The organism is Aeromonas sp. s6 (assembly GCF_040907815.1).
GTDB classification, from domain to species: domain Bacteria; phylum Pseudomonadota; class Gammaproteobacteria; order Enterobacterales; family Aeromonadaceae; genus Aeromonas; species Aeromonas caviae.
Window position 1 is genome coordinate 15,896 of record NZ_JBFOCN010000113.1, and the last position, 23,245, is coordinate 39,140.

Here is a 23,245-nt window from a genome sequence, read left to right on the forward strand (position 1 = left end):
TGCGCCAGATCAAGGTTTTACCCCTCTCCGCCCCGTTTTTCTTCGCTCCCCCGCCCCAAACCGGAAAGGTACGCCCAACAAAAAGCGAGGCGACCTTGGGGTCGCCTCGCTCGATGCATGCCGTCGAGAGCCATCAGTAGAAGGTCTGCTGCTCCGCCGCCATCGCTTTCAGTCGCGCACAGGGGGCGAAGCGGTCGCCAAAGCGCTTCTGATGGTGCTCAAGACGCCCCACCAGATAGTCGATGCCGAGGCTGTCCATGTAGCGGAACGGACCGCCCAGGAAGGGAGGGAAGCCGATGCCGAAGATGGCGCCGATGTCGCCGTCCCGGGCCGAGGCCACCACGCCGCCATCCAGGGCCATGGCTGCTTCGTTGAGCATCAGCAGCACGCAGCGCTCGGCGATCTCCTGCCTGGCAAGCTTGGCCTGGGGCTTGACGCCCAGCACGTCGTAGACGCTCGCGTCCACCGTCTTCTTGCCCTCCTTGCCGGTGAGCTTGTTGCGCGGGGCCGCCTTGCCATAGAGATAGAAGCCCTTGCCGTTCTTGCGCCCCTTGCGATCGTCCTCCAGCAGCTTGTCAAAGGCCTTGGGCGCCTGGAACTGCTCGCCACCCAGCTCTTTTTCGAGGATGGGGGAGATCTTGGCTCCCACGTCGATCCCCACCTCGTCCAGCAGGGTGATGGGGCCGACCGGGAAACCGAAGTCGAGCAGAGCGCCGTCCAGTACCTCCACCGGCTCCCCTTCCAGCACCAGGCGCGCCGCCTCGTTCATGTAGGGCGCCAGGATGCGGTTGACGTAGAAGCCCGCCTCGTCCTTCACCACGATGGGGGTCTTGCCCTGGGCCCGGGCGAAGGCCAGGGTGGTGGCCACCGTCTCGGCACTGGTGCCGGCGTGGGGAATGATCTCGGCCAGCGGCATCTTGTCCACCGGGCTGAAGTAGTGCAGCCCCACCACCCGCTCCGGATGCGTCGCCGCCGAGGCGATCTGGTGGATGGGCAGGGAGGAGGTGTTGGAAGCAAACACGGTGTGCTCCCCGCACTCGCGCTCCACGTCCTGCACCATCTGGTGCTTGAGGTTGATGTCCTCGAACACCGCTTCCACCACCATGTCCACCCGGTGGAAACCGGAATAGTCCAGGGTGCCGGTGAGCAGGCTCATCTGTTTCTCCAGCTCGCTGCGCAGCAGTTGGCGACGCTTGAGTTTCCTGGCGAGGAGGTCGTAGCTGTAACGCATGGCATTGCCGATGCCGGCGCTCGCCACATCCTTGATCCGCACCGGTACCCCCGCCTTGGTGGCGGTGACGAAGGCAATACCCCCCCCCATCAGGCCGCCCCCCAGCACGGCGGCATGACCCACCTTGCGCGGCTCGGCCCCCTGATAGCTCACCTCTTTCTTCATCTCCGTGGTGGCGAAGAAGAGGGAGCGCAGGGCGGCAGATTCCGGCGTCATCACCAGCTCGCCGAAGTGGCGGGCTTCGGCCAGCAGGCCGGCCTGCATCCCCTCCTCCACGCCGATGCGCACCACCTCGATGATGCGCTCCGGCGCCGGGTAGTTGCCCCGGGTCTTGGCCTTGACCCCCTTGCGGGCCTGATCGAACAGCACCTTGCGACCAAATTTGTTGGTCTCCAGCACCTTGCCCTGCAGATCCCGTTTCAGGTGGTGGCGCGGCTTGCCCTTCTTGGCAAGCTTGATGGCAGCTTCCAGCAAAATGGACGGGGGCACCATGTCATCCACCAGCCCGAGCTTCCTGGCCTGTTTGGCCCGCACCTGCTTGCCGGTCAGCATCAGATCCAGTGCCTTGGCCACCCCGATGAGGCGCGGCAGGCGCTGGGTACCGCCGGAGCCCGGCAGCAGGCCGAGCTGCACTTCCGGCAGGCCCAGCACGGTTTTACCGTGATCGGTCACCACCCGGCCATGACAGGCGAGCGCCAGCTCCAGCCCGCCGCCAAGGCAGGGGCCGTGAATGGCGGCGATCACCGGGATCCCCAGGGCTTCGATCTCGGCGAACACCTCCTGTCCGGCCCGGGACAGCGCTTCGGCATCCTGGGCGCTGGTGCAGGCCGCCAGCATGGCGATGTCGGCCCCGGCGACGAAGGAGTCCTTCTTGCCGGAGACGATCACCAGGCCGATCAGATCCCCGTTCCCCTTTACTTCGGCCAGCAGAGTGCGGATCTCGTCCGCAAAGGAGGCCTTCAGGGTGTTCATGCTCTCACCGGGCACATCCATGGTGAGGATGCCGATGCCGTCTTTGCGAATATCCAGAGAAAAAGTCTTGGCACTCATCATTCCACCTCCAGCACCATGGCCACACCCAGCCCACCCGCCGCACAGGCGGTGTTGAGCCCCAATCCCCCACCCCGGCGCCGCAGTTCATGCAGGGTCTGGGTGATCATGCGCGCCCCGGTGGCGGCAAAGGGGTGACCAAAGGCCAAAGAGCCGCCGAGCACGTTGAACTTCTCCATGTCCACCTCGCCGATGGCCTGATCCCGGCCCAGCTTGTCACGGGCAAATTCGGCGCTTGCAAACATCTTGAGGTTGGCGAGCGTCTGGGCGGCAAAGGCTTCGTGCATGTCGATGAGGGTGAGATCCCCAAGGGTGATCCCGGCACGGTCCAGCGCCAGCGGCGTGGCATAGGAGGGGCCCATCAGCATGTCCTGCCAGACATCGATGGCGGAAAACGCGAAGCTGCGGATGTAACCCAACGGCTCCAGACCCAGCTCGCGGGCCCGCCCTTCGCGCATCATCAGCACGGCGGCGGCGCCGTCGGTAAGCGGAGTGGCGTTGGCGGCGGTCACCGAACCGTGGGCCCGGTCAAAGACCGGTTTGAGCTTGGCGTAACTCGCCAGATCCGAGCTTTCGCGGATGTTGTTGTCCCGCTCCAGCGGCGACTTGTAGGGGGGCACATGGGCAGTGAACACCTCGCCACTCAATTTGCCCTGCGCCCAGGCTTCGGCCGCCAGGGTGTGGGAGCGGTGGGCCAGCGCATCTTGCGCCTCGCGGCTGATCTGGTGGGTCTTGGCCATCTGCTCGGCGGTCTGCCCCATGGAGAGACCGGTGGAATACTCGGCCACGGCCGGGGGCACCGGCAGCAGGTCCTTCAGACGCAGACGGCGCAGAATATTGAAACGCTGCTGGAGGTTGCGCGCCTTGTTGAGATCCACCAGGGCGCGGGCCAGAGACTTGCTGACTCCGATGGGCAGCACGGAAGAGGAGTCGGCACCGCCGGCGATGGCGATGTCCACCGTGCCGGCCATGATGGATTCGGTGACATTGGCCACCGCCTGGAAACTGGTGGCGCAGGCGCGCGACACGCTATAGGCATCGGTGCTGACGCTCATGCCAGTGCCGAGCACGATCTCCCGGGCGATGTTGGGCGCTTCCGGCATCTGCACCACCTGGCCGAACACCAGCTGGTCGATGAGCTTGGGGTCGAGATCGGTGCGGGCGAGCATCTCGCTCACCACCAGTTTGCCCAGATCCACTGCAGGCACGCCGTGAAAAGCGGTGGCCTGCTTGGCAAAGGGGGTGCGCAGACCCGCCACGACGGCTATCCGTTCGCCCTGGCGAGTCGTCAGTTTCAATGGCTGTTTCATCCTGGCTCCTTGGGTTAAAAAGGCAGAGGTCTGACCTCATTGCGCCACATCTTAACAATCCGCTCACAACTTTCATACAGCTGATTGAAACTAAATTGTCCCCATCTTGCCACCCTCCCTCGCCCTTGTGAGCCAACTGGGGTATAAAAAGATCAACTTCCATAAAAACAACGGGTTTATCGCATGGTAGCGGCCGAGTTCAGAGCACTTGGAGACTATCTGGGCAGCCAGATCCTGGGACAGGGCCCCCTCATCGAGGGGCTGCTGATCGCCCTGTTATGTGAAGGACATGTGCTGATCGAGGGGGCCCCCGGTCTTGCCAAGACCCGGGCGGTCAAGGCGCTGGCCGGTGCCGTGGAGGGGCGCTTTGCCCGTATCCAGTTCACCCCGGATCTGCTCCCTGCCGATCTCACCGGCAGCGAGGTTTTTCATCCCCAGGATGCGAGCTTCGTGTTTCAACCCGGCCCCCTGTTCAATCACCTGGTGCTGGCGGACGAGATCAACCGGGCGCCGGCCAAGGTGCAATCCGCCCTCTTGGAGGCCATGGCCGAGCACCAGATCACCGTGGGCAAGAAGAGCTGGCGCCTACCGCCCCTCTTTATGGTGGCCGCCACGCAAAACCCGATAGAACAGGAAGGGACCTATCCCCTGCCAGAGGCCCAGCTCGATCGCTTCTTGCTCAAGCTGCTGGTGGATTACCCCAGCCCCGCCATGGAGCTGGCCATCCTTCAACTCAACGCCCGCGGCGACGCCCTGCCGACGCCGCCAATCACCCTGAGCCAGTCCGACCTGATGAAAGCCCGCACCGCCGTTCAAGGGGTACAGATGCAGGGACGCCTCGAGCACTATCTGGTGCAACTGGTGTGCGCCACCCGCCCCGGCAGCGGCCTGTGCCCCGAGCTAGACCCCCTGGTCGCGGTGGGGGCCAGTCCCAGAGCCAGCATCGGCCTCGCAAGAGCCGCACGGGCCCGGGCCTGGCTCGCCGGGCGCGACTTCGTGCTGCCCGAAGACATCCAGCAGCTGGCGCCTGCCGTGCTGCGCCACCGCCTCATCCCGAGTTATCAGGCGCTGGCGGACAACCTCGATAGCGAGGCGCTCATCACCCTGCTGCTGGATGCCATTCCATGCCCCTGAGCCGGCCCCCGCAGGCAGCCCTGTCGCCATGACCCCCGTCGCCGAGCCCCGGGATCACCCCGACATCGCCCTCACCCTCGAGCGGCTGCTGGCGGTGCGCCTCTGGACGCGCCAGGGCGAGCGTGCTCGCATTCATCAGGCGGCCCAGGGGCGTATCGGGCGCCAGCCCGGGCTCCATTTCAGGGAGCTTCGCCTCTATCAGGCCGGTGACGAGGTGCGTCACATCGACTGGAGGGTCACCGCCCGCCTCGGTCGCCCCCACACCCGCCTCTACGGGGAAGAACAGGATCAGGCCCACTGGTTGCTGCTGGATCTCTCACCCGCCATGTACTTTGGCTCCCGCGCCCAGCTCAAGGCCCGCCTTGGCTGCGAGCTGGCCGCCGCCCTGCTCTGGCAGGGGGAGAAACAGGCCAATACCTTGATCTGCCAGGGCGCAGCCCCCCACACAGAGCACCAGCGCGGCTCTCTCATGCCTCTGCTGGAAGCGCTCTGTCGCCATTACGAGGCAGGGCTGGATCGCGCCCCCCCGCCCTGGACGCTGGCCCAGACCCTGGCACGACTCACCCTGCCCCACGGGGCCAGATTGACCCTGATAAGCCATCACCAGGCACCGGACAAGGCCCTCTGCCAGCAGTTGCAACGCCTTCGCCCGCGCCACGATATCCACTACTGGCAAATCCGCGATCCCCTGGAAGCCGCCCTGCCCGAGCAGGGGCAGCTGGCAGTGCAGGCAGGCAGACACAGCGGTTGGCTCGCGGGAGAAGATCCCCGCTTTCGCGCCCGCTATCAGAGGGCGGCCGACGAACAGGCCGAGGCCTGTCGCCAGCAGTTGCTGCCCCTGGTGACGCGCCTCTATCGCCTCGACAACGGCGCCACCCTGCAACGCCAGTGGCAGGAGGGCGGATGCCGTCTGTTTTGAGGGGGGAGCAGGGCGTGCCCGCACCGGATGCATATCGCCAGCCCTCGTCCAGCGAGTCCTTGCAAGCCATCCGTGCCGAGCTGCGTGACATCCACCAAGGCCCCGCTCTCGAGCCTGCACAGGATCCTCGCCTGATGGCCCTCGGTGGGCTGCTGATCGCGGCGATCGCCGCTTGCCTGATCGCCATGACGGCCCTCACCCTGTGGCGCCAGCGCCGCTGGGCGCACCGGCTAAACTGGCAGGCCGACGATCTCGTCCCCAGGCTGCAGGATGCCCTGCGAGAAGCGGCCATGGCCCGCTGGCCCGAGGCGGCCCCCCTGCAAGGGGAGGACTGGCTCGCCTGGCTGGACAGCAAGGGGGGGAGTGATTTTTCCCGGTTTGCCGCCCAGTGGCCGCTCTGGCTCTATGGGGGCAGAGTGCCCGATGAGGCGCAGCGCAAAAGATTGCGCCTCGCCTATCTCGCCTGGGGGCGACGCTGCGTCAGTGCGCCGCGATTCCCGGCAAGCAAGCGAGGGGCACCTCCCCCGGAGGGTACGCGATGATCCTCGCCTGGCCCTGGTTTTCCCTCGCCCTCGCCTTGCCGCTGCTGGTGCGCTTCGGCCTGCCTCCCATGAAGGGGCGCAAGGGAGGAAACCGGCTCGTTCACGGAGGTTTTCCCCTGCTCCAGCCCCAGGCGGGGCAGCCCTTGTGGCGCATGATGATCTGCTGGTGCGCCCTGGTACTGGCTCTGTGCCGCCCCCAGTGGCAGGAGCCCCCGATCATTCACTACCAGAGCAGCCGGGACCTCATCCTCGCGGTGGATCTCTCCGACAGCATGCGCACCCAGGACATGCTGGATGACGGAGAGCAAACGGACAGGCTTGCCGCGGTGCGCCAGCAGATAAGCAACCTTGTCGCCTCCCGCCCGGGGGATCGCATCGCCCTTGTCGTCTTTGCCGATCACGCCTATCTGCTCTCCCCCCTCACCCAGGAGACCGGGGCTCTGCTCACCCTGGCCAGGGAGCTCGACTTCGATCTGGTGGGGCGCACCACTGCCCTGGGGGAAGCCATCCTGCTGGCACGCCAGCACGCCGACCCCACCCGCCCCACCGCCCTGCTGCTGGTGACGGACGGGCGCAATACCTCGGGCAATGCGGATCCCCTGACCGAGGCCCGGCTCGCCGCCAAAGCCGGCATCCGTCTCTATACCCTGGGGGTGGGCGCCGACCCCGACACCTTCGCCGCGCCCGCAGGGGACGCCGATCCCAGTGCCGAACTGGATGAAGTCCTGTTGCAGCAGCTGGCGACGCTGGGAGGAGGCCGCTATTTTCGCGCCCGCAACCGGGGCGATCTCGCCGCCATCAACCAGGCCATCGACACCCTGGAGCCCCTCGCCCGGCCCCAGACCCTCTCCCGGCCCCACCAGGAGCTCTACCCCTGGCCACTGGCCCTGGCCTGGCTGCTGCTCTGCTGGCCAGCCCGCTGGCGCATCTCCCTGTCACACAGGCCATCCCATGAGTAGGCAGGCCATGATGGTGGCACCATGGAGCTGACCTTGCTGCGCCCCCTCTGGTTGCTGGCCCTGCTCCCCTGGCTGTGGCAGGGGTGGCGCCGCCGCGATCCCGGCTTGCTCTCCCCGGCCATGCAGGCCTATCTGCTGCCGAGCCGCCATCGGGCCATCCCCTGGCGCTGGCTTGCCTGTCTGCCGGTGATCCTGGCGCTCTCGGGCCCCGCCCTGCGCCAGCAGAGTCTCCCCATGCCGAGCCCGGCCCTCGATATCTGGCTGCTGGATCTCTCCGACTCCATGCTGGCACAGGATCTGGCGCCGGACCGGGCAACCCGGGTGAGGCTGGGATTGCAGGAGATGCTGGCCGACATAGCGCGGCAGGACGCGGCCCATCCCATCGCCCTCATCCTGTTTGCCGGGGATGCCTACCTCGCCATGCCTCCCACCCGGGATCATCAGGCCATCGCCCTGCTGCTGCCGGACCTGCGCCCGGCCATCATGCCTGTCCAGGGCAGCGCCCCCGAGCGCGCCGTGGCCCTGGCCCTCACCCTGATCCCGCCGGGCCAGTCCGCCCGTCTGCTGCTCGTGACCGACGGCCTCTCCGGGACAGCGCGCGATCGCATCGCCGCCCTCTGGCCCTGCCTCAACGACCTGTTCTGCAAGGCAGGCTCGGCCCCGCGGCTCGACATCCTGCTGGCCAGCGGGGGCAAGGAGACTCGGCTGCCCGGCGTGGCCGCCGAGCGCTGGCAGCTCGGCAGCCCGATCGGCCACACCTTGCCGGCGCCCGACGAGGAGGCCATGACCGCCCTTGCCGCCAGTACCGGAGGCAGGCTGGCCTGGCTTGATTCCGGCCTGCCCCGCTTTGCCCCCCTGCCCATGGGCCAGGCCCTGACGCAGGGGCAATCCCGGGATCTCGGCCCCTGGCTGCTCATCCCCTTGCTCCCCCTGGCGCTGCTGGCGCGGATCGGCGCCCACTGGCTGCTGGTGATCCTCGTCATTGGCTTCGCGCCCCCTTCCCTGCAGGCGGCCTCCCGACAAGATGAAGAAGGCTGGCAGGCTTATCGCCAGGGACACTATCGGGAAGCGGCCAACACCTTCCAGGATCCGGTCTGGCAAGGCAACGCCTGGTATAGATCCGGGGATTACGCCAGGGCCGTCGCCGCCTATGGCAGGGCAAACAGCGCCACCGCCCACTACAACAGGGGCAATGCCCTGGTCTGGCTCGGGGATCTTGCCGCCGCGGAGCAGGCCTATCTGAGCGCCCTTCGCCTTGAACCTGGGCACAGGGATGCCTTGCACAACCTGGCCCTGCTGCGGGCCAACCCGCCGCAGACAACGCCCTCGGCAAATGCCCCGGCGCAGGCCGACACTCCCGACCCCGCCCGCGCCTCAGAGGCTCCCCGCCCCCCGGCGCCCCCCGTGCTGCTGCTGGAGCAGCGCCTTCGCAAGGAGGCCCTGCGCCGCCCCCTGATCAAGGTGGAGGAGCCCTGGTGATCCTCGTGCTGCGCTTGCTCTCCCCCCGGATCGGCTGCTGGCTGCTGCTCGCCCTGTGCGCCATGCGGGTGCAGGCCGCCCCTGTCGAGGCCGAGCTGTTGCCGGGGGCGAGCGAGCGTGACTGGCTGCTCGTCATCGAGGCCGACGGGCTGCACCGCGATGAGGATCTCAACCTGCAACCGCTGCTGCGCCAGTTTGCGGTCGGGCGGGTCAGCATCCAGCGGGTCAGTGCCCAGAGCCGCAGCCTGACCCGCTGGCAGATCCCCCTGCACCTGCTCGATACCAGCCCGCGCCAGGTGCCCTCCCTGCCCCTTGGCGCCGATCTCACCCCCTCCCTGGCGGTACCGACACGTTCCCTGGACGACACCCTGATGCCGACACAAGACCCGGTATTCTCTCCGGTCGAGCTGCAGGCCCGGGTGCTCCATGAGGGGAATCTCTACCCCGGCCAGCCCTTCATCTATGAGCTGACCCTCTGGCTGCCAGCCAACCTGGAGGCCCCCAACCTCGGCGAGCCCATCACCCCGGCCTTTACCATTCGCCGCCTCGGCGAGGATCGCTGGGACTCTCCCGCCAGCCCCGGCCTGCCCGGGCGTCTCACGCGAAAATGGCTGCTGCAGGCCAAAGGGCCCGGACTCCATCCCGTCGAATCCCCCCGCTTTCAGGGGCGGTTGCCGCCCCAGGACGCGGCCGGTGCGACCGCGCCGGGCAACGCGGGGGATCTGCTGTCCGTCAGGGCGGCGACCCTCTTCATCAAGGTGGACAAGGCCCCCCTGGAGCCGGTGGCGAGCAGCCTGGTGCTGCGCCAGCAGTTCAGCCCGGCCCAGGCCAGGGTGGGTGAGCCGGTGATCCGCACCCTCACCCTGGTAATGGAAGGGGGGGATGGCAACCGCCAGCCCCCCTTGCCGGCCCCGCCCCTGCCCGCCGGCCTCTCCATGAAGCCGGACGGCGAGCAGCAACAGGAGCGATTCGTGGCCGAGGGGGCGCTTCGCTTCGAGCGCCAGTGGCGCCAGGCCCTGACCGCCGACGAGGCGGGGCGCTATGTGCTGCCCCCCCAGACCCTGCGCTGGTTCAACACCCAGAGCGGCCGCATCGAGGAGGCGCGCCTGCCCGCACATTCTCTGGTGTTCACGGCAAGGGAGAGCGCCACTCCCGCCTCCCCCGCACCAGGGGTCCAGTATCTCTATTGGGTGCTCCTGGCCATCCTGCTGCGGGCATTCATGCGCCGCTGGCCGCGCTGGCGCGCCTTCTATCGCCTGCAACGGGCCCTCGCCACGGGCTCTCCTGACGAGGCCAGGGAAACCCTGCTGACCTGGGCCGTCCTGCGCTGGGCCCCCCCCTGTCTTCATCTGGCCAGGCTGCCCTGTCACCGCGACCCCGCCATGGGGGCGCTGCTGGACGACCTGGATCGGGCCTGTTTTTCCCCCAAGCGAGTCCCTGGCGAACACCTGCCCAGACAGGCGCTCGCCAGGGAGTTGTGCACCTGGGAGAGCTTTGCGATAGCCTATGGTCTTCGAATACTGGCGTGGATGCGTGCATGATGCGCCCCTCATGAAACAGGACACCCCTTTATGGCGTTAGGTTTTTTCAGAAGAAAAAGGGCCGACACGGGAAAGGATCCCTGCACTTCTCCGGTCTATGGGGAGATGGCTGACAAACAAACCAAGTACGAAGCCCTGGTGCACGCCCTGCACGGGGACATCTACCGCTACGCCTACTGGCTGTGCCGGGATCCGCAAATCGCCGAGGATCTGGTGCAGGAGACTTTCCTGCGCGCCTGGAAGGCGATAGATACCCTGCTGGACGACAAGGCTGCCAAGGCGTGGCTCATCACCATATTGCGGCGGGAGAATGCCCGCCGCTTTGAGCGAAAGCAGTTCGATCTCGTCGACCTCGACGAGCACCCCCTACGGGATCAGGGTGTCCTGCCAAGCGAGCAGGAGATGGAGCACGAATGGCTCAGGCGTCACATCGCGCGCCTGCCTGCCGAGTATCAGGAGCCGCTGCTGCTGCAGGTTCTGGGGGGATTCAGCGGGGAGGAGATCGCCGAGCAACTCGGCCTGAACAAGAACACCGTCATGACAAGGCTGTTTCGCGCCCGCAACCAGATAAAAGAGGCCATGGAGTCTGCGAAACAACAGAGAGGACACACCAATGGATGAGCTTGAATTTCGCCGCCGGGCCATCACTCACCCCTCGGACAGGGATCCCGCCTTCTTGAAAGCCGCCGAGGCGTCACCGGCCAATCGCAAGCATCTGGACGAGATGCAGCAGCTCGAGCGCCAGGTGCGCAGCACTCTGGAAGTGGACGTACCAGCCGGTCTTGCGGAGCGGATCCTGCTCAGGCAGGCGATGGCAGCCGAAGAGGAGCAGGTGGTCCCGCTGCCCGTCACTCCTGCACGCACGCCATGGCGCGCTCTGGCCATCGCGGCCTCGGTCGCCTTCCTGCTCGGCATGAGCACCCGCTGGATCAGCTGGCCTGTGGCACCGGACACCCTGTCGCTGGCTCAGGTCGCCATGTCCCACGTTTATGGGGAAGAGCCCTTCATTCATGCGGTGGATGAGCGGGTCAGCCTGCACACCATCAACGCGAAAATGGAGAAATATGGCGCCACCCTGAGCGAGATGCCGGGCATGAAGGTAACCTATGTCAACCACTGCGCCTTCTACCAGGGACCGGCCCTGCACATGGTGCTGCAGGGCAAGATGGGACCGGTCACCCTGTTCCTCGTCCCCAAGCACCTGCCACTGACGATCCAGTCCGATTTTGCAGACGGGACCCTCAAGGGGGAGATTCTGCCGCTCAAGGGGGCCAACATGGTGCTCATCGGAGACATGCAGGAGCCCCTCGCCCCGGTTGCCCGCCAGCTTGAGTCACGCCTGCACTGGTCCATTTAACAGACCTTGACCCAGGCTGACTCGTCCTCCGCCTCAGCCACATCACAGGCAGACATCCTCATTGTCTGCCTGTTCATCCCCACATCCCCGCATGTTCCCGCCCATTGCCCGCGCGAAGTCACATTTCTACCATTTATTTTAAATGACGCAAACGGCACCATTTGTGCTTTATTTATCCAATAATAGATAAATCAGCCTAATAAAACGGCAAGTTAAAACAAATGATTAACACAATAGAAACTTTTATGTATTCTGCTGTCACTGGTCTGATTTCTTACCTCCTACCAGATCCATAGAATCACGCCAGCAATGAATGGGAAGAAGCTGACATAACAACAGATCATGTCGTCAATAGCCGCCAAAGAGCCGCGATGTCGACAGAAAATCTGCTTACAAAGAGAGAACACTATGACAACTGCCTTTTTCAAGAAAAGCCTGATCGCTGCGGCCGTGACCCTGGCCAGCACCCAGACCTTCGCCGCCGCGTTCCAGCTGAACGAGCACTCGGCCTCCGGTCTGGGTCGCGCCTTCGCAGGTGAAGCAGCCATCGCCGACAACGCGGCCGTGCTGTCCCGCAACCCGGCGGCCATGACCACCTTCGACAAGATGGCACTGTCTGTATCCGGCACCTATATCAAGCCCGACGTGGATGTGGCTGGCGACATCTATGCCGGCCCCACCAAGCTGGCTCCGTCCAGCGAAAGCGACATCGCCCCCGATGCCTTCGTGCCGGCCACCTACTTCATCCAGCCCCTGAATGATCAGTGGGCCTGGGGGATCGGCCTCTTCTCCAACTACGGCCTTTCCACCGAATATTCCAAGACCTTCGCGGCCGGTGCCGGCGCCGGTGACACCGAGCTGCTGACCTTCAACATCAACCCCAACATCGCCTATCGCATCAACTCCAGCTTCAGCGTCGGTGCCGGCATCAATGCCGTCTACGCCGCCGCCGAGCTGAACCGTTATGCCGGTGCGCTTTCCGCCGCCATTCCGGGCGCCAACTCCGATACCCGTCTGGCTCACCTGAAGGGCGACACCTGGGGCTTTGGCTGGAACGTCGGCACCCTGTACGAGATCAACGACAACAACCGTCTCGCCCTGACCTACCGCTCCCAGGTGGACTTGAGCTTTGACGGCGACTTCCAGGGTGCCACCTCCGGCAACCGCGTCGTCGATGGCAACCTGAAGCTGGATCTGCCGGCCCAGGCCGAGTTCGCAGGCTACCACCGCCTGAACCAGCAATTCGCTGTCCACTACTCCGTGAACTGGACCGACTGGAGCGCCTTCCAGGAGCTCAAGGCCACCAGCAGCAACTGCGCCGGCGGCGTGTGCCTGCAAAAAGACGAGAAGTTCAAGGACTCAGCCCGTTACGCCCTGGGCGGTACCTGGTACGTCAACCCGTCCTGGGAAGCCCGTATCGGCTTCGCCTACGACAACAGCCCCATCGAGCCGGAATACCGCAGCCTGAGCATTCCTGACTCCGACCGTATCTGGTACAGCGCCGGTGCCACCTACCACATCAATCCGGACATGAGCCTCGACTTCGGCATGGCCTATCTGGACGGTAAGGAAGTGGACGTGAACGAAGGCCTGCGCAACCACAGCGATGCGCTGCGCTGGAAGGGCACCTCCCACGGCAACGCCCTGCTGGCTTCCGCCCAGTTCAACATGAAATTCTGATTTTCATGTCATCATCGAGAGCGTCCCAGGGCGCTCTTTTTTTATCCAATTTCGCCAATTGAGCGCACAGCTGTAGTAAACAACTGTACTCTTTTCTTTTTTTATCAAACTGTTATGGGTATTTCTTTCAGCATTTAATCCCGTTTTGCCGCACGTTCCCCTCTCCCCGTTGCCTTGCTGGTCATACCATATAAAATCCCGGCCCCAACCGAATAACAGAATGAACACCCAGTTCATCCCGAGGAAAGACCATGCATCCGACGTTCAACCCCTCCCTCATAGCCCTCTTGCTGCTGTCGAGCCAGGTACAGGCTGCCGGCTTCCAGCTCGCGGAGCAATCCGCCACCGGCATGGGGCGTGCCTTCGCGGGTGAAGCCGCCATCGCCGACAATGCCAGCGTGCTCTCCCGCAACGCCGCCGCCATGACCCGGTTCGATACCCTGGCCTTCTCCGGCGGCGTCATCCACGTGCACCCCGACGTCAACATCGAGGGCACCACCCGGGTGCCTACCACCCTGGGGCCGGTCAGTCTGGATGCCGGAGCCCACGACATTGCGGGTGACGCCTGGGTGCCCAACGCCTATCTCATCGTGCCCCTCAGCGAGCAATGGCGCCTCGGACTTGCCGCCACCTCCTATTACGGACTCGGGGTCAAGATGCCGGACAACTACAACGCCGGTCACTTCGGCAACGTCTCCGACATCAAGACAGTGGATCTGGGGGCCTCCCTGGCCTATCGCATCAACCGCATCTGGTCCGTCGGGGCCGGTCTCTCCGCCATTCAGGGGGAAGGGGAAGTGGGCGGCACTTTCCCCTCCAACAACCAGATAGCCAAGCACCTGAAAGGGGATGGCTGGGCCATGGGCTGGAACCTGGGCACCCTGCTTGAGTTGTCGCAGGCAACCCGCGTCGGTCTCTCCTATCGCCACGACGTGACCCTGACCCTCTCCGGTGACGCCATCGGCATCGATCAAAGGGGCCAGCCCTTCACCGATACCGGCAGCCTGGATCTGCCCCTGCCCGCCACCGCCGAGCTGGCTCTGTTCCATCAGCTCACCCCGGCCCTGGCGCTGCATTCGAGCATCAACTGGACCAACTGGAGCAAGTTCGTGCAGCTCGAATCCGAGCTCGACCACCACGGCACCATGCACATCAAGGAGGAGCACTGGGAAGACAGTTGGCGCTATGCCCTGGGGATGACCTACCAGCTGGCCCCCCAGTGGCAACTGCGCTCCGGTATCGCCTACGACCGCAGCCCGGTCCCGGCGGATCGCCGCACCATCTCCATCCCCGACTCGGATCGGGTCTGGTACAGCGCTGGCGTGGGCTACCAGATTGACCGTCACCTCTCGCTGGATCTGGGGCTGACCCTGATCGACGGCAAGAAGGTGGACGTGAGCGAAACCATGCAGCTCAGGCCCGGCATCCCCCAGACCACCTCCACTTTCAATGGCACCTCGGAAGGGGATGCCTGGCTCGCCGGCCTGCAGCTCAACTACCTGTTCTGACACCCCGGGTTTCCTGACAAATAGTATGCCAGTTGTTGACCTTCCCGACCGGTCGGCACTGGCATAGTGATCCGCTTCACCATAGAATCAAGCCTGTAACCATGGTGGAGAGATGCATGTATTCCTATGTAGCAAGGCAGCCCATTCTGGATCGGGAGTTGAACACCCAAGCCTATGAGCTGCTGTTTCGCGACAGCCTGGACAATGTATTTCCCTCCGTCTCCGCACAGCAGGCCACTTCCAGGCTGGTTGCCGAGCAGTTCTTGCAGCAGAACATCGATCAGCTCATCGGAGATCACCCCTGCTACATCAATTTCCCCCACTCCCTGTTGCTGGACGGATTGGCCGAGTGCCTCCCCCGTGACAAGGTGGTGATCGAGATCCTGGAGGATGCCGAGCCCGACGATGCGCTGCTGGAGAAAGTGATCCAGCTCTATGGGCTGGGCTATCGGTTGGCGCTGGATGACTTCACCATGGTCTCAGACTGGGACAGGTTCCTCCCCTACATCCATATCATCAAGTTCGACCTGCGCAGCACGCCGCAACCCTGCATCGAGCACTTCATGGCGAATCATCGCCACCTGCCCCTCACCTATCTGGCCGAGAAAGTCGAGGATCAGGCCGAGTTCGAGCGGATGAAGCAGCTCGGCGTCACCCTGTTCCAGGGATTTTTCTTCAGCCGCCCCCAGATGGTGCAACAGCCCACCATACCGCCGGCCCAACTAGTGGTGATGCAGCTGCTCGAGGTGGTCAATCAGACCGAACCGGATCTGGACAAGATTGAGCAACTGCTCAATCAGGATCTCACCCTCTCTCTCAAGCTGCTGCGCTACATCAACCACCTCAAGCGCTTCCCACAACCCATCGCCTCGTTTCGCCAGGCCGCAAGCTCCCTGGGGCACGCCCAGCTCAAGCGCTTCGTCGCCCTGATCGCCGCCACCAGTGCGGGAAGTGAAAAGAGCGCCGAACTCCACCAGATGTCCCTCATCAGAGCCCGGTTCTGCGAACTGCTGGCCCAGACCCATGCGCCCGCAGAGCAGGCACAGCAAGCCTTTGTCACCGGCCTCTTCTCCCTGCTGGACGTGCTCATGGGAGAACCGCTGGATCAGCTGCTCGGCTCCATTCCCCTGACCGATGACATTCGTGCCGCCCTGCTCACCCGCAAGGGCAAGCTCGGGTTCTACCTCGCGTTCTGTGAAGATTTCGAGAAAGCCGACTGGCAGCGGGTCGCCGCCAACACAGTCCGGCTCGGCCTCAACGAAGAGAAAGTCAGCCACCTCTATCTGAGCGCCACCGCCTGGGTCAACCAGCAGCTTCAGGCCATGGAAGCGCAACCGGTCCACTCCCGCCAGAAATGACAACGTCCCTCTTGAAGGGACGTTGTCATTTCATCAACCCGCAGCAATCTCACCCACGCATTCAGCCTGCCTCGATGGCGATGGCCGTTGCCTCCCCTCCCCCGATGCACAGGCTCGCCACCCCTCGTCTGAGCCCGCGGGCACGCAGGGCATGGATCAGGGTCACCAGGATGCGGGCGCCACTGGCGCCAAGAGGGTGCCCCAGCGCACAGGCCCCGCCGTTCACGTTCAACTTGTGATGGGGGATGCCGCACCCGGCCATCGCCAGCATGCTCACCATGGCGAATGCCTCGTTCACCTCGAACAGGTCCACCTCCTCCACCGACCAGCCCACCCGTGCCAGCAACTTGTCGATGGCGCCGACGGGGGCACTGGTAAACTCCGCCGGCAAGGCGGCGTGACTCTGGTAACCCACTACCCTGGCCAGCACCGGCAATCCGAGCCGGGCAGCGCTCTCGCCCCGCATCACTACCAGGGCTGCCGCCCCGTCCGAGATGGAACTGGCATTGGCCGCCGTGATGGTGCCGTGCTTGCTGAAGGCCGGCTTGAGGCCGCGGATCTTGTCGGGCCTGGCCTTGCCCGGTTGCTCATCCTCGGCCAGCAGCAGGGTGTGGTCAGCGGTCATGACGGGAGCCAGTTCCGCGGCAAATGCACCGCTGCGCTGCGCCGTCAACGCCCGCTCCAGGGAGGCGATGGCAAAGGCATCCATGTCGGCCCGGGTCAGTCCGCTGCGATCAGCACTCAACTGGGCGTAATGACCCATCAGATGGCCTTCGTAGGCATCCTGCAAGCCGTCCAGGAACATGTGATCGAGCACGCTCTGGTGCCCCATGCGAAAACCGCTGCGCGCCTTGTCCAGCAGATAGGGGGCGCGGCTCATGCTCTCCATGCCCCCCGCCACCACGACCTCGGCCTCCCCCAGGCGCAGGCTGTCCGCCGCCAGCATCACCGCCTTCATGCCGGAGCCGCACACCTTGTTGATGGTGGTACAGGGCACGCTGTCCGGCAGCCCACCCTTGAGCGCCGCCTGACGGGCTGGCGCCTGGCCGACCCCTGCGCTCAGCACGTTGCCCATATAGACCTCATTGACCTGCCCCCCCGTCATCCCGGCCTGCGCCAGCGCGGCGCGGATGGCGCAGGCGCCAAGCTCGGGGGCACCGAGCGCGCTCAGGGCCCCCTGGAAGGCCCCCATGGGGGTACGTTTGGCCGCCACAATCACGATATCCATCGATAGCACTCTCCTTGTTACATCGGGATAACATATGCCGCGACCGCGACGGGAACAAGACTTGCGAGGAAGTTGACGTTTGGGTAAGGTGCCAGCCTGCATTGACAACCAGATGGCAGCCAAGACAGCCCCATGACCAAATCCAGGGACGACACCCGCACCTTCAGCATCAGCGAACTGGCTCGCGAGTTCGATGTGACCACCCGCAGCATCCGCTTCTACGAGGATCAGGGCCTGCTCAACCCGACCCGCCAGGGACAGCACAGGATCTACAGCCGTCAGGACAGGGTGCGGCTCAAGCTGACCCTGCGTGGCAAGCGTCTGGGCTTCAGCCTCGCAGAGATCCGGGAGCTGTTCGACCTCTACGATGCGGACAAGAGCAGCCGCTCCCAGTTGCAGACCATGCTGGGGCTGGTGGCCGACAAGCGGGAGACCCTGCAGCAGCAGCTGGAAGATATCCAGATGGTCCTGCTGGAGCTGGAGGCGGCCGAACAGCGCTGCCGCCAGGCCCTGGCACACCTCTCCCCCTGAGGCACGCAGACGGGCGAGGCGAGCGGGGAACACCGCCAGCAAATAGACACAAATGAAAGAGGGAGGCTTGAAGCCTCCCTCTTGTCATGCATCGTGGACGACCGATATCAGGCCTCCTTGCTCCAGCGGTTCGGATCGTAATCCGGGCTGTAGCGATCGACGATGATGGCACAGGCCGCATCGCCGGTGATGTTCAGCGCGGTCCGGATCATGTCGAACAGACGATCCAGCGCGAACAGCAGCGGCAGACCCTCGATGGGAATCCCGGCCGCCAGCAGCACGGCAACCACCAGGAAGCTCGGGCCCGGCACACCGGCCTGACCGATGGCACCCAGGGTGGAGGTGACGATGATCGCCGCCCAGGCCCCCATGGAAAGATCGATGTTATAGACCTGGGCGAAGAAGATGGCGACCAGGCCGTAATAGATGGCGTTGCCGCTCATGTTGATGGTGGCGCCCAGCGGCAGCACGAAGGACGCGGTGGCGTTGGTCACCTTCAGATCGCGCTCGCAGGTCTCCATGTTGACCGGCAGGGTCGCCATGGAAGAGGCGGTGGAGAAGGCCACGATCTGCGGTTTCTTCATCGCGGAGAAGTACTTGCGTACCGGCGTGTTGGAGAAGAACGCGATCAGCAGCGGATAGACCACGAAGCCGAAGATGAGGATGGCGGCGATATAGACGACGAACAGCTTGAGCACTAGGGTCAGCACGTCGAAGCCGTAGGTGCCGATGGCGTCGGCCATCAGGCCGAAGACGCCGATGGGGGCGATCAGCATCACCTTGTTGATCATCCAGACGAAGGCGTCCACCAAGGTGTTGAGCCCGTCCACCAGCGGCTTGGCGCGCTCGCGGGGCTGCTTGGCCAGGGCGATGCCGAGGAACATGCAGAACACCAGGATCTGCAGGATGTTGGCCTCGTTCAAGGCGCTGAACACGTTGGTCGGGATCATGCCAAGCAGGGTGGCCACTGCATCGGGCAGTGCCCCCTTGTCGGCGTAGTCGCCGGAGAACATGGCCGCGGTGGCGCCAAAGTCAACACCCACACCGGGTTTGAACACCTGACCCATCACCAACGCCAGGAACACCGCCAGTGCGGAGGTGACGAGGAAGAAGGCGAGCGTGGTGACGCCAATCTTGCCAGCAGCGGGACTGGCCCCCAGGTTGGCGGCCCCGGACAGGATGGCCACCGCTACCAGCGGGATCACCAGCATCTTGATCAGCTGGATAAACAGGGTGCCGAGCGGCGCAAACACCGTGGCTTGCTCTCCCATGAGCGCCCCGACCAGCGCGCCCAGCACCATGGCCACCACTACCTGGAAGCCGATGCTTTTGATTAATCCTTTTGTTAACACAGAATGTTCCTTTATTTAGCAATTACTCACACTTTTACAGCGTAAATGACCACCCAGAGCGTCAAATCCTCTCCATTGCTCTGGCGGTGCGCTTTATCTCATATTTGCGCCCCGTTTTACATTAGAATCCGTTAACGAAATGCATTGATAACTTTATGAGAAAGTAAAACCTCAAAAGAGACACGGCTGTTTTTGCTCCTTTTACCATGACAACATCCAAAACAGTGTGCTACGTTGGCTCTGCAAACGTGCATACAGGGAAGAAAAGATGCTGAAAGTTAACGAGTATTTTGACGGAAATGTTAAATCCATCGGTTTCGAGCAAAAAGGCGAGAAAGCTACCGTTGGTGTGATGGAAGCGGGCGAGTACCTGTTCAATACCGCCGCCCCGGAGCGCATGACGGTGATCAAGGGCGCCCTCACCATCCAGCTGGCCGACGAAGATGAGTGGCACACCTACCAGCAGGGGGAATCCTTCGACGTGGCCGGTCACTCCTCCTTCAAGCTGGAAGTGAAGATCGCCTCCGCCTATCTGTGCGAGTTCCTCGACTGATGTATCACGGGCGCCATGGGATGCCGAGCGGCTCCCCCATGGCGCGTCTCTCCCGCGCCCATTTCCCTACCGCCATCACACCCCGCTATCTCCCCCCTTTTCAACGACTACAAAAAATTTACAATGTTTAGACGAAATCCATAATTGGAGTACGTCATGATCAGTGTCTTCGACATGTTTTCCATCGGGATAGGCCCCTCCTCCTCCCATACCGTGGGACCGATGCGGGCCGCCTGCGCCTTCATCCAGACCCTCAAAGCGAACGCACTCCTCTCCCGTACCGGACGCGTCGTCGTCGAGTGCTACGGCTCACTGGGCCAGACCGGCAAGGGGCACGGCACCGGCAAGGCCATCATCCTGGGACTGGCCGGATTTGAACCCGAATCCGTGGACATCGAGGCCATTCCCGCCTTCCTCGCCCAGGTAGAGCAGACCCAGACCCTCTGCCTGGGCGGTGAGCAACCCAGCGAATTTCCCCGCATCGGCGCCATCCTCTTCAACCGGCGCAAGACCCTTCCCGCCCACTCCAACGGCATGACATTGCGCGCCTATGAGGGTGACACCCTTGTGTTCGAGCAGACCTACTACTCCATCGGGGGCGGTTTCATCATCGAGGAGAGTCACTTCGCCAACGCCCGGGAAGAGGCGGCCCGCTTCGATGCCGCCCACCCCATCCCCTATCCCTTCGAGAGCGGCGCCGAACTGCTGGCCCAGTGCCAGGAGAGCGGCCTCTCCATCTCGGGGCTGATGCTGGCCAACGAGAAGGTGTTTCGCTCGGAAGCGGAGATCAAGGCCGGGCTTCGCAAGATCTGGCAGGCGATGCAGGGGTGTGTGGAGCGTGGCTGCAAGAGCGAGGGGGTGCTGCCAGGCGGTCTCAAGGTCAAGCGCCGGGCTCCCGCCCTCTATCGCCAGCTCTGTGGCGAGACCAATTTCAACAAGGATCCGCTGATGGTGATGGAGTGGGTGGACCTCTTTGCGCTGGCCGTCAACGAGGAGAACGCCGCCGGAGGCCGCGTGGTGACGGCGCCGACCAACGGCGCCGCCGGCATCATCCCCGCCGTGTTGCACTATTACGATCGCTTCGTGCGCAAGGTGGATGACGAGCTGCTGATGCAGTACTTCCTCACCGCCGCCGCCATCGGCATCCTCTACAAGAAGAATGCCTCCCTCTCGGGGGCCGAGGTCGGCTGTCAGGGCGAGGTCGGCGTGGCCTGCTCCATGGCCGCTGGTGCCCTGGCCGAGCTGCTGGGCGCCAGCCCCGCCATCGTCGAGAACGCCGCCGAGATCGGCATGGAGCACAATCTCGGGCTGACCTGTGATCCCGTCGGTGGCCTGGTGCAGGTGCCCTGCATCGAGCGCAACGCCATGGGCGCAGTCAAGGCGATCAATGCCGCCCGCCTCGCCCTGCGCGGCACCGGCGAGCACAAGGTGTCGCTGGACAAGGTGATCAGAACCATGTGGGAAACCGGCAACGACATGAAGACCAAGTACAAGGAGACCGCACGAGGCGGCCTTGCCGTCAACATCACCGAGTGTTAAGCCGCTGTGATAAAGCCGCATATGGCACTCGAATACCCGGCATCGCCGGGTATTTTTTTGCAAAACGTTTGTCTGGCGCTTAACAAAATGGATAACCATCAAAATAAATTTTATACTCGCGCCACGAATTCAACAAAAATAGATCTGTTTCAACTTTTTTTAGGCATTGAACCGTTACACTGTGGTTATCCGGTTCCCTGGCCTTTGTGACGACAGACCCGTCCCATGGATCCCTTTTCTGCGAGTGGGCATGGCGCCCCCTTCTACCCTGAGGTAATTGTTACATGATCAGCGTTTTTGATATCTTCAAAATCGGTGTTGGCCCCTCCTCTTCCCACACTGTCGGCCCCATGAAGGCAGCCAAACAGTTCGTGGATGAACTGCGTGCTGGCGGCAAGATCCGTGACATCACCCGGATCCAGGTCGATGTCTATGGCTCACTCTCCTGGACCGGCAAAGGCCACCACACGGATACCGCCATTATCATGGGTCTGGCGGGCAACCTGCCGGAGAACGTCGACATCGACGCCATCCCCGAATTCATCTCCCGCGTGGAGCAGACCGGTCGTCTGCCCATCGGCCTGCACTGCCACACCGTCAGCTTCCCCAAGGGCGCCATGATCTTCCATGACGAGGCCCTGCCCCTGCACGAAAACGGCATGAGGCTGACCGCCTTCATCGAAGATGACGCCGTCTACAGCAAGACCTACTACTCCATCGGCGGTGGCTTCATCGTCGACGAAGAGAACTTTGGCAAGGGTGACAGCGGCGACATGTCCGTCAGCTATCCCTTCAAGAGTGCCGCCGAGCTCATCGCCCACTGCAGCCAGAGTGGTCTCTCCATCTCCGCCCTGATGATGGAAAACGAGAAGTGCTTCAACACCCCGGAAGAGATCTACAAGAAGCTCGGCAAGATCTGGACCACCATGCGGGAAGGGATCGAGCGCGGCTGCCGCACCGAGGGCGTCCTCTCCGGCCCGCTGCGCGTACCGCGCCGCGCCGCCCCGCTCTACCGCCAGCTGACCACCAACGAGAACCTCTCCAACGATCCCATGAACATCGTGGACTGGGTCAACATGTTCGCCCTGGCAGTGAGTGAAGAGAACGCCGCCGGTGGCCGCGTCGTCACCGCACCGACCAACGGCGCCGCCGGCATCATCCCCGCGGTGCTGGCCTACTACGACAAGTTCATCCAGCCGGTGGGCCGCGACGAGTACACCCGCTTCTATCTGGCCGCTGCCGCCGTCGGCATGCTCTACAAGATGAACGCGTCCATCTCCGGCGCCGAAGTGGGCTGCCAGGGTGAAGTGGGCGTCTCCTGCTCCATGGCCGCCGCCGGCCTGACCGAGCTGATGGGCGGCAGCCCCGAGCATGTCTGTGAAGCCGCCGAGATCGGCATGGAACACAACCTGGGTCTGACCTGCGACCCGGTGGCCGGCCAGGTACAGGTGCCCTGCATCGAGCGCAATGCCATTGCCGCCATGAAGGCGGTCAACGCCTCCCGCATGGCCCTGCGTCGCACCTCCAAGCCGCGTGTGTCGCTGGACAAGGTGATCGAGACCATGTACATCACCGGCAAGGACATGGACTCCAAGTACCGCGAGACCTCCCGCGGTGGCCTGGCCATCAAGGTGATGCAGGTTGCCTGCGACTAACGCCGAGTCGCGATGACATGAAAAAAGCGGGATATATTCCTAATGCCGATCAGTTAAGGATCCATTGACCGATCCTCAGGCTGTGTAAGAATCCGAAACTCCTTGTTGGGTTTCGGATTTTTTTATGCGTATCGACCAAGCTCTCGACTTCATTCACGCCTGTCCTCCCGGAAAGTTTGAGTCCCTGTCTGACCTGCTGTCACCTGAACTGGTGCAGGCTTGCTTGGCCGAGACGGGCTCCGTCTCCTTGCGCCGACGGCGCATGCCCATGGAGCGGGTGCTATGGGCCATTATCGGGATGTCCTTGTTTCGTCATGTC

General features: G+C 63.7%; 20 protein-coding genes. 16 read left to right on the forward strand and 4 right to left on the reverse strand.

The window, feature by feature from the left end; genetic code table 11:
• Positions 1 to 133: 133 nt before the first annotated feature.
• On the reverse strand, positions 134 to 2,281 hold the full coding sequence (fadJ, locus tag AB5Y50_RS17225; protein WP_103244636.1) for a fatty acid oxidation complex subunit alpha FadJ: 2,148 nt from the start codon (positions 2,279 to 2,281) through the stop codon (positions 134 to 136).
• A complete protein-coding gene (fadI, locus tag AB5Y50_RS17230) occupies positions 2,281 to 3,591 on the reverse strand; it encodes an acetyl-CoA C-acyltransferase FadI (RefSeq protein ID WP_010674668.1) in 1,311 nt (436 codons plus the stop codon). Before fadI ends, fadJ begins: the two co-directional genes overlap by 1 nt.
• A 183-nt stretch (positions 3,592 to 3,774) precedes the next feature.
• On the opposite strand from fadI, the gene AB5Y50_RS17235 reads away from it, so the two are divergent.
• From AB5Y50_RS17235 to AB5Y50_RS17285, 11 genes are all read left to right on the forward strand, one after another.
• On the forward strand, positions 3,775 to 4,725 hold the full coding sequence (locus AB5Y50_RS17235; protein WP_319882525.1) for an AAA family ATPase: 951 nt from the start codon (positions 3,775 to 3,777) through the stop codon (positions 4,723 to 4,725).
• A gap of 28 nt (positions 4,726 to 4,753) precedes the next feature.
• Positions 4,754 to 5,644 (forward strand): DUF58 domain-containing protein, encoded by an 891-nt coding sequence (locus AB5Y50_RS17240; RefSeq protein ID WP_319882524.1) that lies wholly within the window; start codon positions 4,754 to 4,756, stop codon positions 5,642 to 5,644.
• Entirely contained in the window at positions 5,629 to 6,186 is a 558-nt protein-coding gene (locus AB5Y50_RS17245; RefSeq protein WP_319882523.1) for a DUF4381 family protein, read from the forward strand. The genes AB5Y50_RS17240 and AB5Y50_RS17245 overlap by 16 nt, the downstream gene beginning before the upstream one ends.
• Positions 6,183 to 7,145 (forward strand): VWA domain-containing protein, encoded by a 963-nt coding sequence (locus tag AB5Y50_RS17250; RefSeq protein ID WP_128297555.1) that lies wholly within the window; start codon positions 6,183 to 6,185, stop codon positions 7,143 to 7,145. Before AB5Y50_RS17245 ends, AB5Y50_RS17250 begins: the two co-directional genes overlap by 4 nt.
• Positions 7,146 to 7,166: 21 nt before the next feature.
• Positions 7,167 to 8,624: a tetratricopeptide repeat protein gene (locus AB5Y50_RS17255; RefSeq protein ID WP_257710102.1), complete on the forward strand. Its 1,458-nt coding sequence runs from the start codon at positions 7,167 to 7,169 to the stop codon at positions 8,622 to 8,624.
• A gap of 62 nt (positions 8,625 to 8,686) precedes the next feature.
• Positions 8,687 to 10,165 carry a hypothetical protein gene (locus tag AB5Y50_RS17260; protein WP_319882545.1) on the forward strand — a complete coding sequence of 493 codons (1,479 nt, stop codon included), beginning with the start codon at positions 8,687 to 8,689 and terminating at the stop codon, positions 10,163 to 10,165.
• A gap of 30 nt (positions 10,166 to 10,195) precedes the next feature.
• Complete coding sequence (locus tag AB5Y50_RS17265) at positions 10,196 to 10,786, forward strand: sigma-70 family RNA polymerase sigma factor (protein ID WP_029314498.1); 591 nt, start codon at positions 10,196 to 10,198, stop codon at positions 10,784 to 10,786.
• Positions 10,779 to 11,522: a DUF3379 domain-containing protein gene (locus AB5Y50_RS17270; protein WP_010674660.1), complete on the forward strand. Its 744-nt coding sequence runs from the start codon at positions 10,779 to 10,781 to the stop codon at positions 11,520 to 11,522. The genes AB5Y50_RS17265 and AB5Y50_RS17270 overlap by 8 nt, the downstream gene beginning before the upstream one ends.
• Positions 11,523 to 11,930: 408 nt before the next feature.
• Positions 11,931 to 13,202, forward strand: a complete 1,272-nt coding sequence (locus tag AB5Y50_RS17275) for an outer membrane protein transport protein (protein ID WP_010674659.1) — start codon at positions 11,931 to 11,933, stop codon at positions 13,200 to 13,202.
• Between the two features lie 251 nt (positions 13,203 to 13,453).
• The gene (locus AB5Y50_RS17280; RefSeq protein WP_010674658.1) at positions 13,454 to 14,710 is read left to right on the forward strand and encodes an outer membrane protein transport protein; all 1,257 of its coding nucleotides are present in this window, start codon (positions 13,454 to 13,456) and stop codon (positions 14,708 to 14,710) included.
• 116 nt (positions 14,711 to 14,826) lie between these two features.
• The gene (locus tag AB5Y50_RS17285) at positions 14,827 to 16,068 is read left to right on the forward strand and encodes an EAL and HDOD domain-containing protein (protein ID WP_010674657.1); all 1,242 of its coding nucleotides are present in this window, start codon (positions 14,827 to 14,829) and stop codon (positions 16,066 to 16,068) included.
• Positions 16,069 to 16,129: 61 nt separating this feature from the next.
• Here the strand turns inward: AB5Y50_RS17285 and AB5Y50_RS17290 are convergent, their stop codons facing one another.
• Positions 16,130 to 17,296: a thiolase family protein gene (locus AB5Y50_RS17290; RefSeq protein WP_010674656.1), complete on the reverse strand. Its 1,167-nt coding sequence runs from the start codon at positions 17,294 to 17,296 to the stop codon at positions 16,130 to 16,132.
• Between the two features lie 132 nt (positions 17,297 to 17,428).
• Between AB5Y50_RS17290 and AB5Y50_RS17295 the strand changes: the two genes are divergently transcribed.
• Positions 17,429 to 17,827, forward strand: a complete 399-nt coding sequence (locus AB5Y50_RS17295; RefSeq protein WP_010674655.1) for a MerR family DNA-binding transcriptional regulator — start codon at positions 17,429 to 17,431, stop codon at positions 17,825 to 17,827.
• Positions 17,828 to 17,934: 107 nt separating this feature from the next.
• On the opposite strand, the gene AB5Y50_RS17300 is transcribed toward AB5Y50_RS17295, so the two are convergent.
• A complete protein-coding gene (locus tag AB5Y50_RS17300) occupies positions 17,935 to 19,179 on the reverse strand; it encodes a dicarboxylate/amino acid:cation symporter (protein WP_029314496.1) in 1,245 nt (414 codons plus the stop codon).
• Positions 19,180 to 19,447: 268 nt separating this feature from the next.
• Between AB5Y50_RS17300 and AB5Y50_RS17305 the strand changes: the two genes are divergently transcribed.
• From AB5Y50_RS17305 to AB5Y50_RS17320, 4 genes are all read left to right on the forward strand, one after another.
• Positions 19,448 to 19,732: a pyrimidine/purine nucleoside phosphorylase gene (locus AB5Y50_RS17305; protein ID WP_010674653.1), complete on the forward strand. Its 285-nt coding sequence runs from the start codon at positions 19,448 to 19,450 to the stop codon at positions 19,730 to 19,732.
• Positions 19,733 to 19,888: 156 nt separating this feature from the next.
• Positions 19,889 to 21,271, forward strand: a complete 1,383-nt coding sequence (locus tag AB5Y50_RS17310) for an L-serine ammonia-lyase (RefSeq protein ID WP_010674652.1) — start codon at positions 19,889 to 19,891, stop codon at positions 21,269 to 21,271.
• 284 nt (positions 21,272 to 21,555) lie between these two features.
• On the forward strand, positions 21,556 to 22,926 hold the full coding sequence (locus AB5Y50_RS17315) for an L-serine ammonia-lyase (protein WP_039039104.1): 1,371 nt from the start codon (positions 21,556 to 21,558) through the stop codon (positions 22,924 to 22,926).
• Positions 22,927 to 23,050: 124 nt separating this feature from the next.
• Positions 23,051 to 23,245, forward strand: a 195-nt coding sequence (locus AB5Y50_RS17320; protein WP_368162519.1) for a transposase domain-containing protein, incomplete at its 3' end; no start/stop codon positions are given.

Bases quoted from the DNA above. Each gene is read 5' to 3' on its own strand.
- fadJ (WP_103244636.1), bottom strand. From the start codon at position 2,281: ATGAGTGCCAAGACTTTTTCTCTGGATATTCGCAAAGACGGCATCGGC.
- fadI (WP_010674668.1), bottom strand. From the start codon at position 3,591: ATGAAACAGCCATTGAAACTGACGACTCGCCAGGGCGAACGGATAGCC.
- AB5Y50_RS17235 (WP_319882525.1), top strand. From the start codon at position 3,775: ATGGTAGCGGCCGAGTTCAGAGCACTTGGAGACTATCTGGGCAGCCAG.
- AB5Y50_RS17240 (WP_319882524.1), top strand. From the start codon at position 4,754: ATGACCCCCGTCGCCGAGCCCCGGGATCACCCCGACATCGCCCTCACC.
- AB5Y50_RS17245 (WP_319882523.1), top strand. From the start codon at position 5,629: ATGCCGTCTGTTTTGAGGGGGGAGCAGGGCGTGCCCGCACCGGATGCA.
- AB5Y50_RS17250 (WP_128297555.1), top strand. From the start codon at position 6,183: ATGATCCTCGCCTGGCCCTGGTTTTCCCTCGCCCTCGCCTTGCCGCTG.
- AB5Y50_RS17255 (WP_257710102.1), top strand. From the start codon at position 7,167: ATGGAGCTGACCTTGCTGCGCCCCCTCTGGTTGCTGGCCCTGCTCCCC.
- AB5Y50_RS17260 (WP_319882545.1), top strand. From the start codon at position 8,687: ATGCGGGTGCAGGCCGCCCCTGTCGAGGCCGAGCTGTTGCCGGGGGCG.
- AB5Y50_RS17265 (WP_029314498.1), top strand. From the start codon at position 10,196: ATGGCGTTAGGTTTTTTCAGAAGAAAAAGGGCCGACACGGGAAAGGAT.
- AB5Y50_RS17270 (WP_010674660.1), top strand. From the start codon at position 10,779: ATGGATGAGCTTGAATTTCGCCGCCGGGCCATCACTCACCCCTCGGAC.
- AB5Y50_RS17275 (WP_010674659.1), top strand. From the start codon at position 11,931: ATGACAACTGCCTTTTTCAAGAAAAGCCTGATCGCTGCGGCCGTGACC.
- AB5Y50_RS17280 (WP_010674658.1), top strand. From the start codon at position 13,454: ATGCATCCGACGTTCAACCCCTCCCTCATAGCCCTCTTGCTGCTGTCG.
- AB5Y50_RS17285 (WP_010674657.1), top strand. From the start codon at position 14,827: ATGTATTCCTATGTAGCAAGGCAGCCCATTCTGGATCGGGAGTTGAAC.
- AB5Y50_RS17290 (WP_010674656.1), bottom strand. From the start codon at position 17,296: ATGGATATCGTGATTGTGGCGGCCAAACGTACCCCCATGGGGGCCTTC.
- AB5Y50_RS17295 (WP_010674655.1), top strand. From the start codon at position 17,429: ATGACCAAATCCAGGGACGACACCCGCACCTTCAGCATCAGCGAACTG.
- AB5Y50_RS17305 (WP_010674653.1), top strand. From the start codon at position 19,448: ATGCTGAAAGTTAACGAGTATTTTGACGGAAATGTTAAATCCATCGGT.
- AB5Y50_RS17310 (WP_010674652.1), top strand. From the start codon at position 19,889: ATGATCAGTGTCTTCGACATGTTTTCCATCGGGATAGGCCCCTCCTCC.
- AB5Y50_RS17315 (WP_039039104.1), top strand. From the start codon at position 21,556: ATGATCAGCGTTTTTGATATCTTCAAAATCGGTGTTGGCCCCTCCTCT.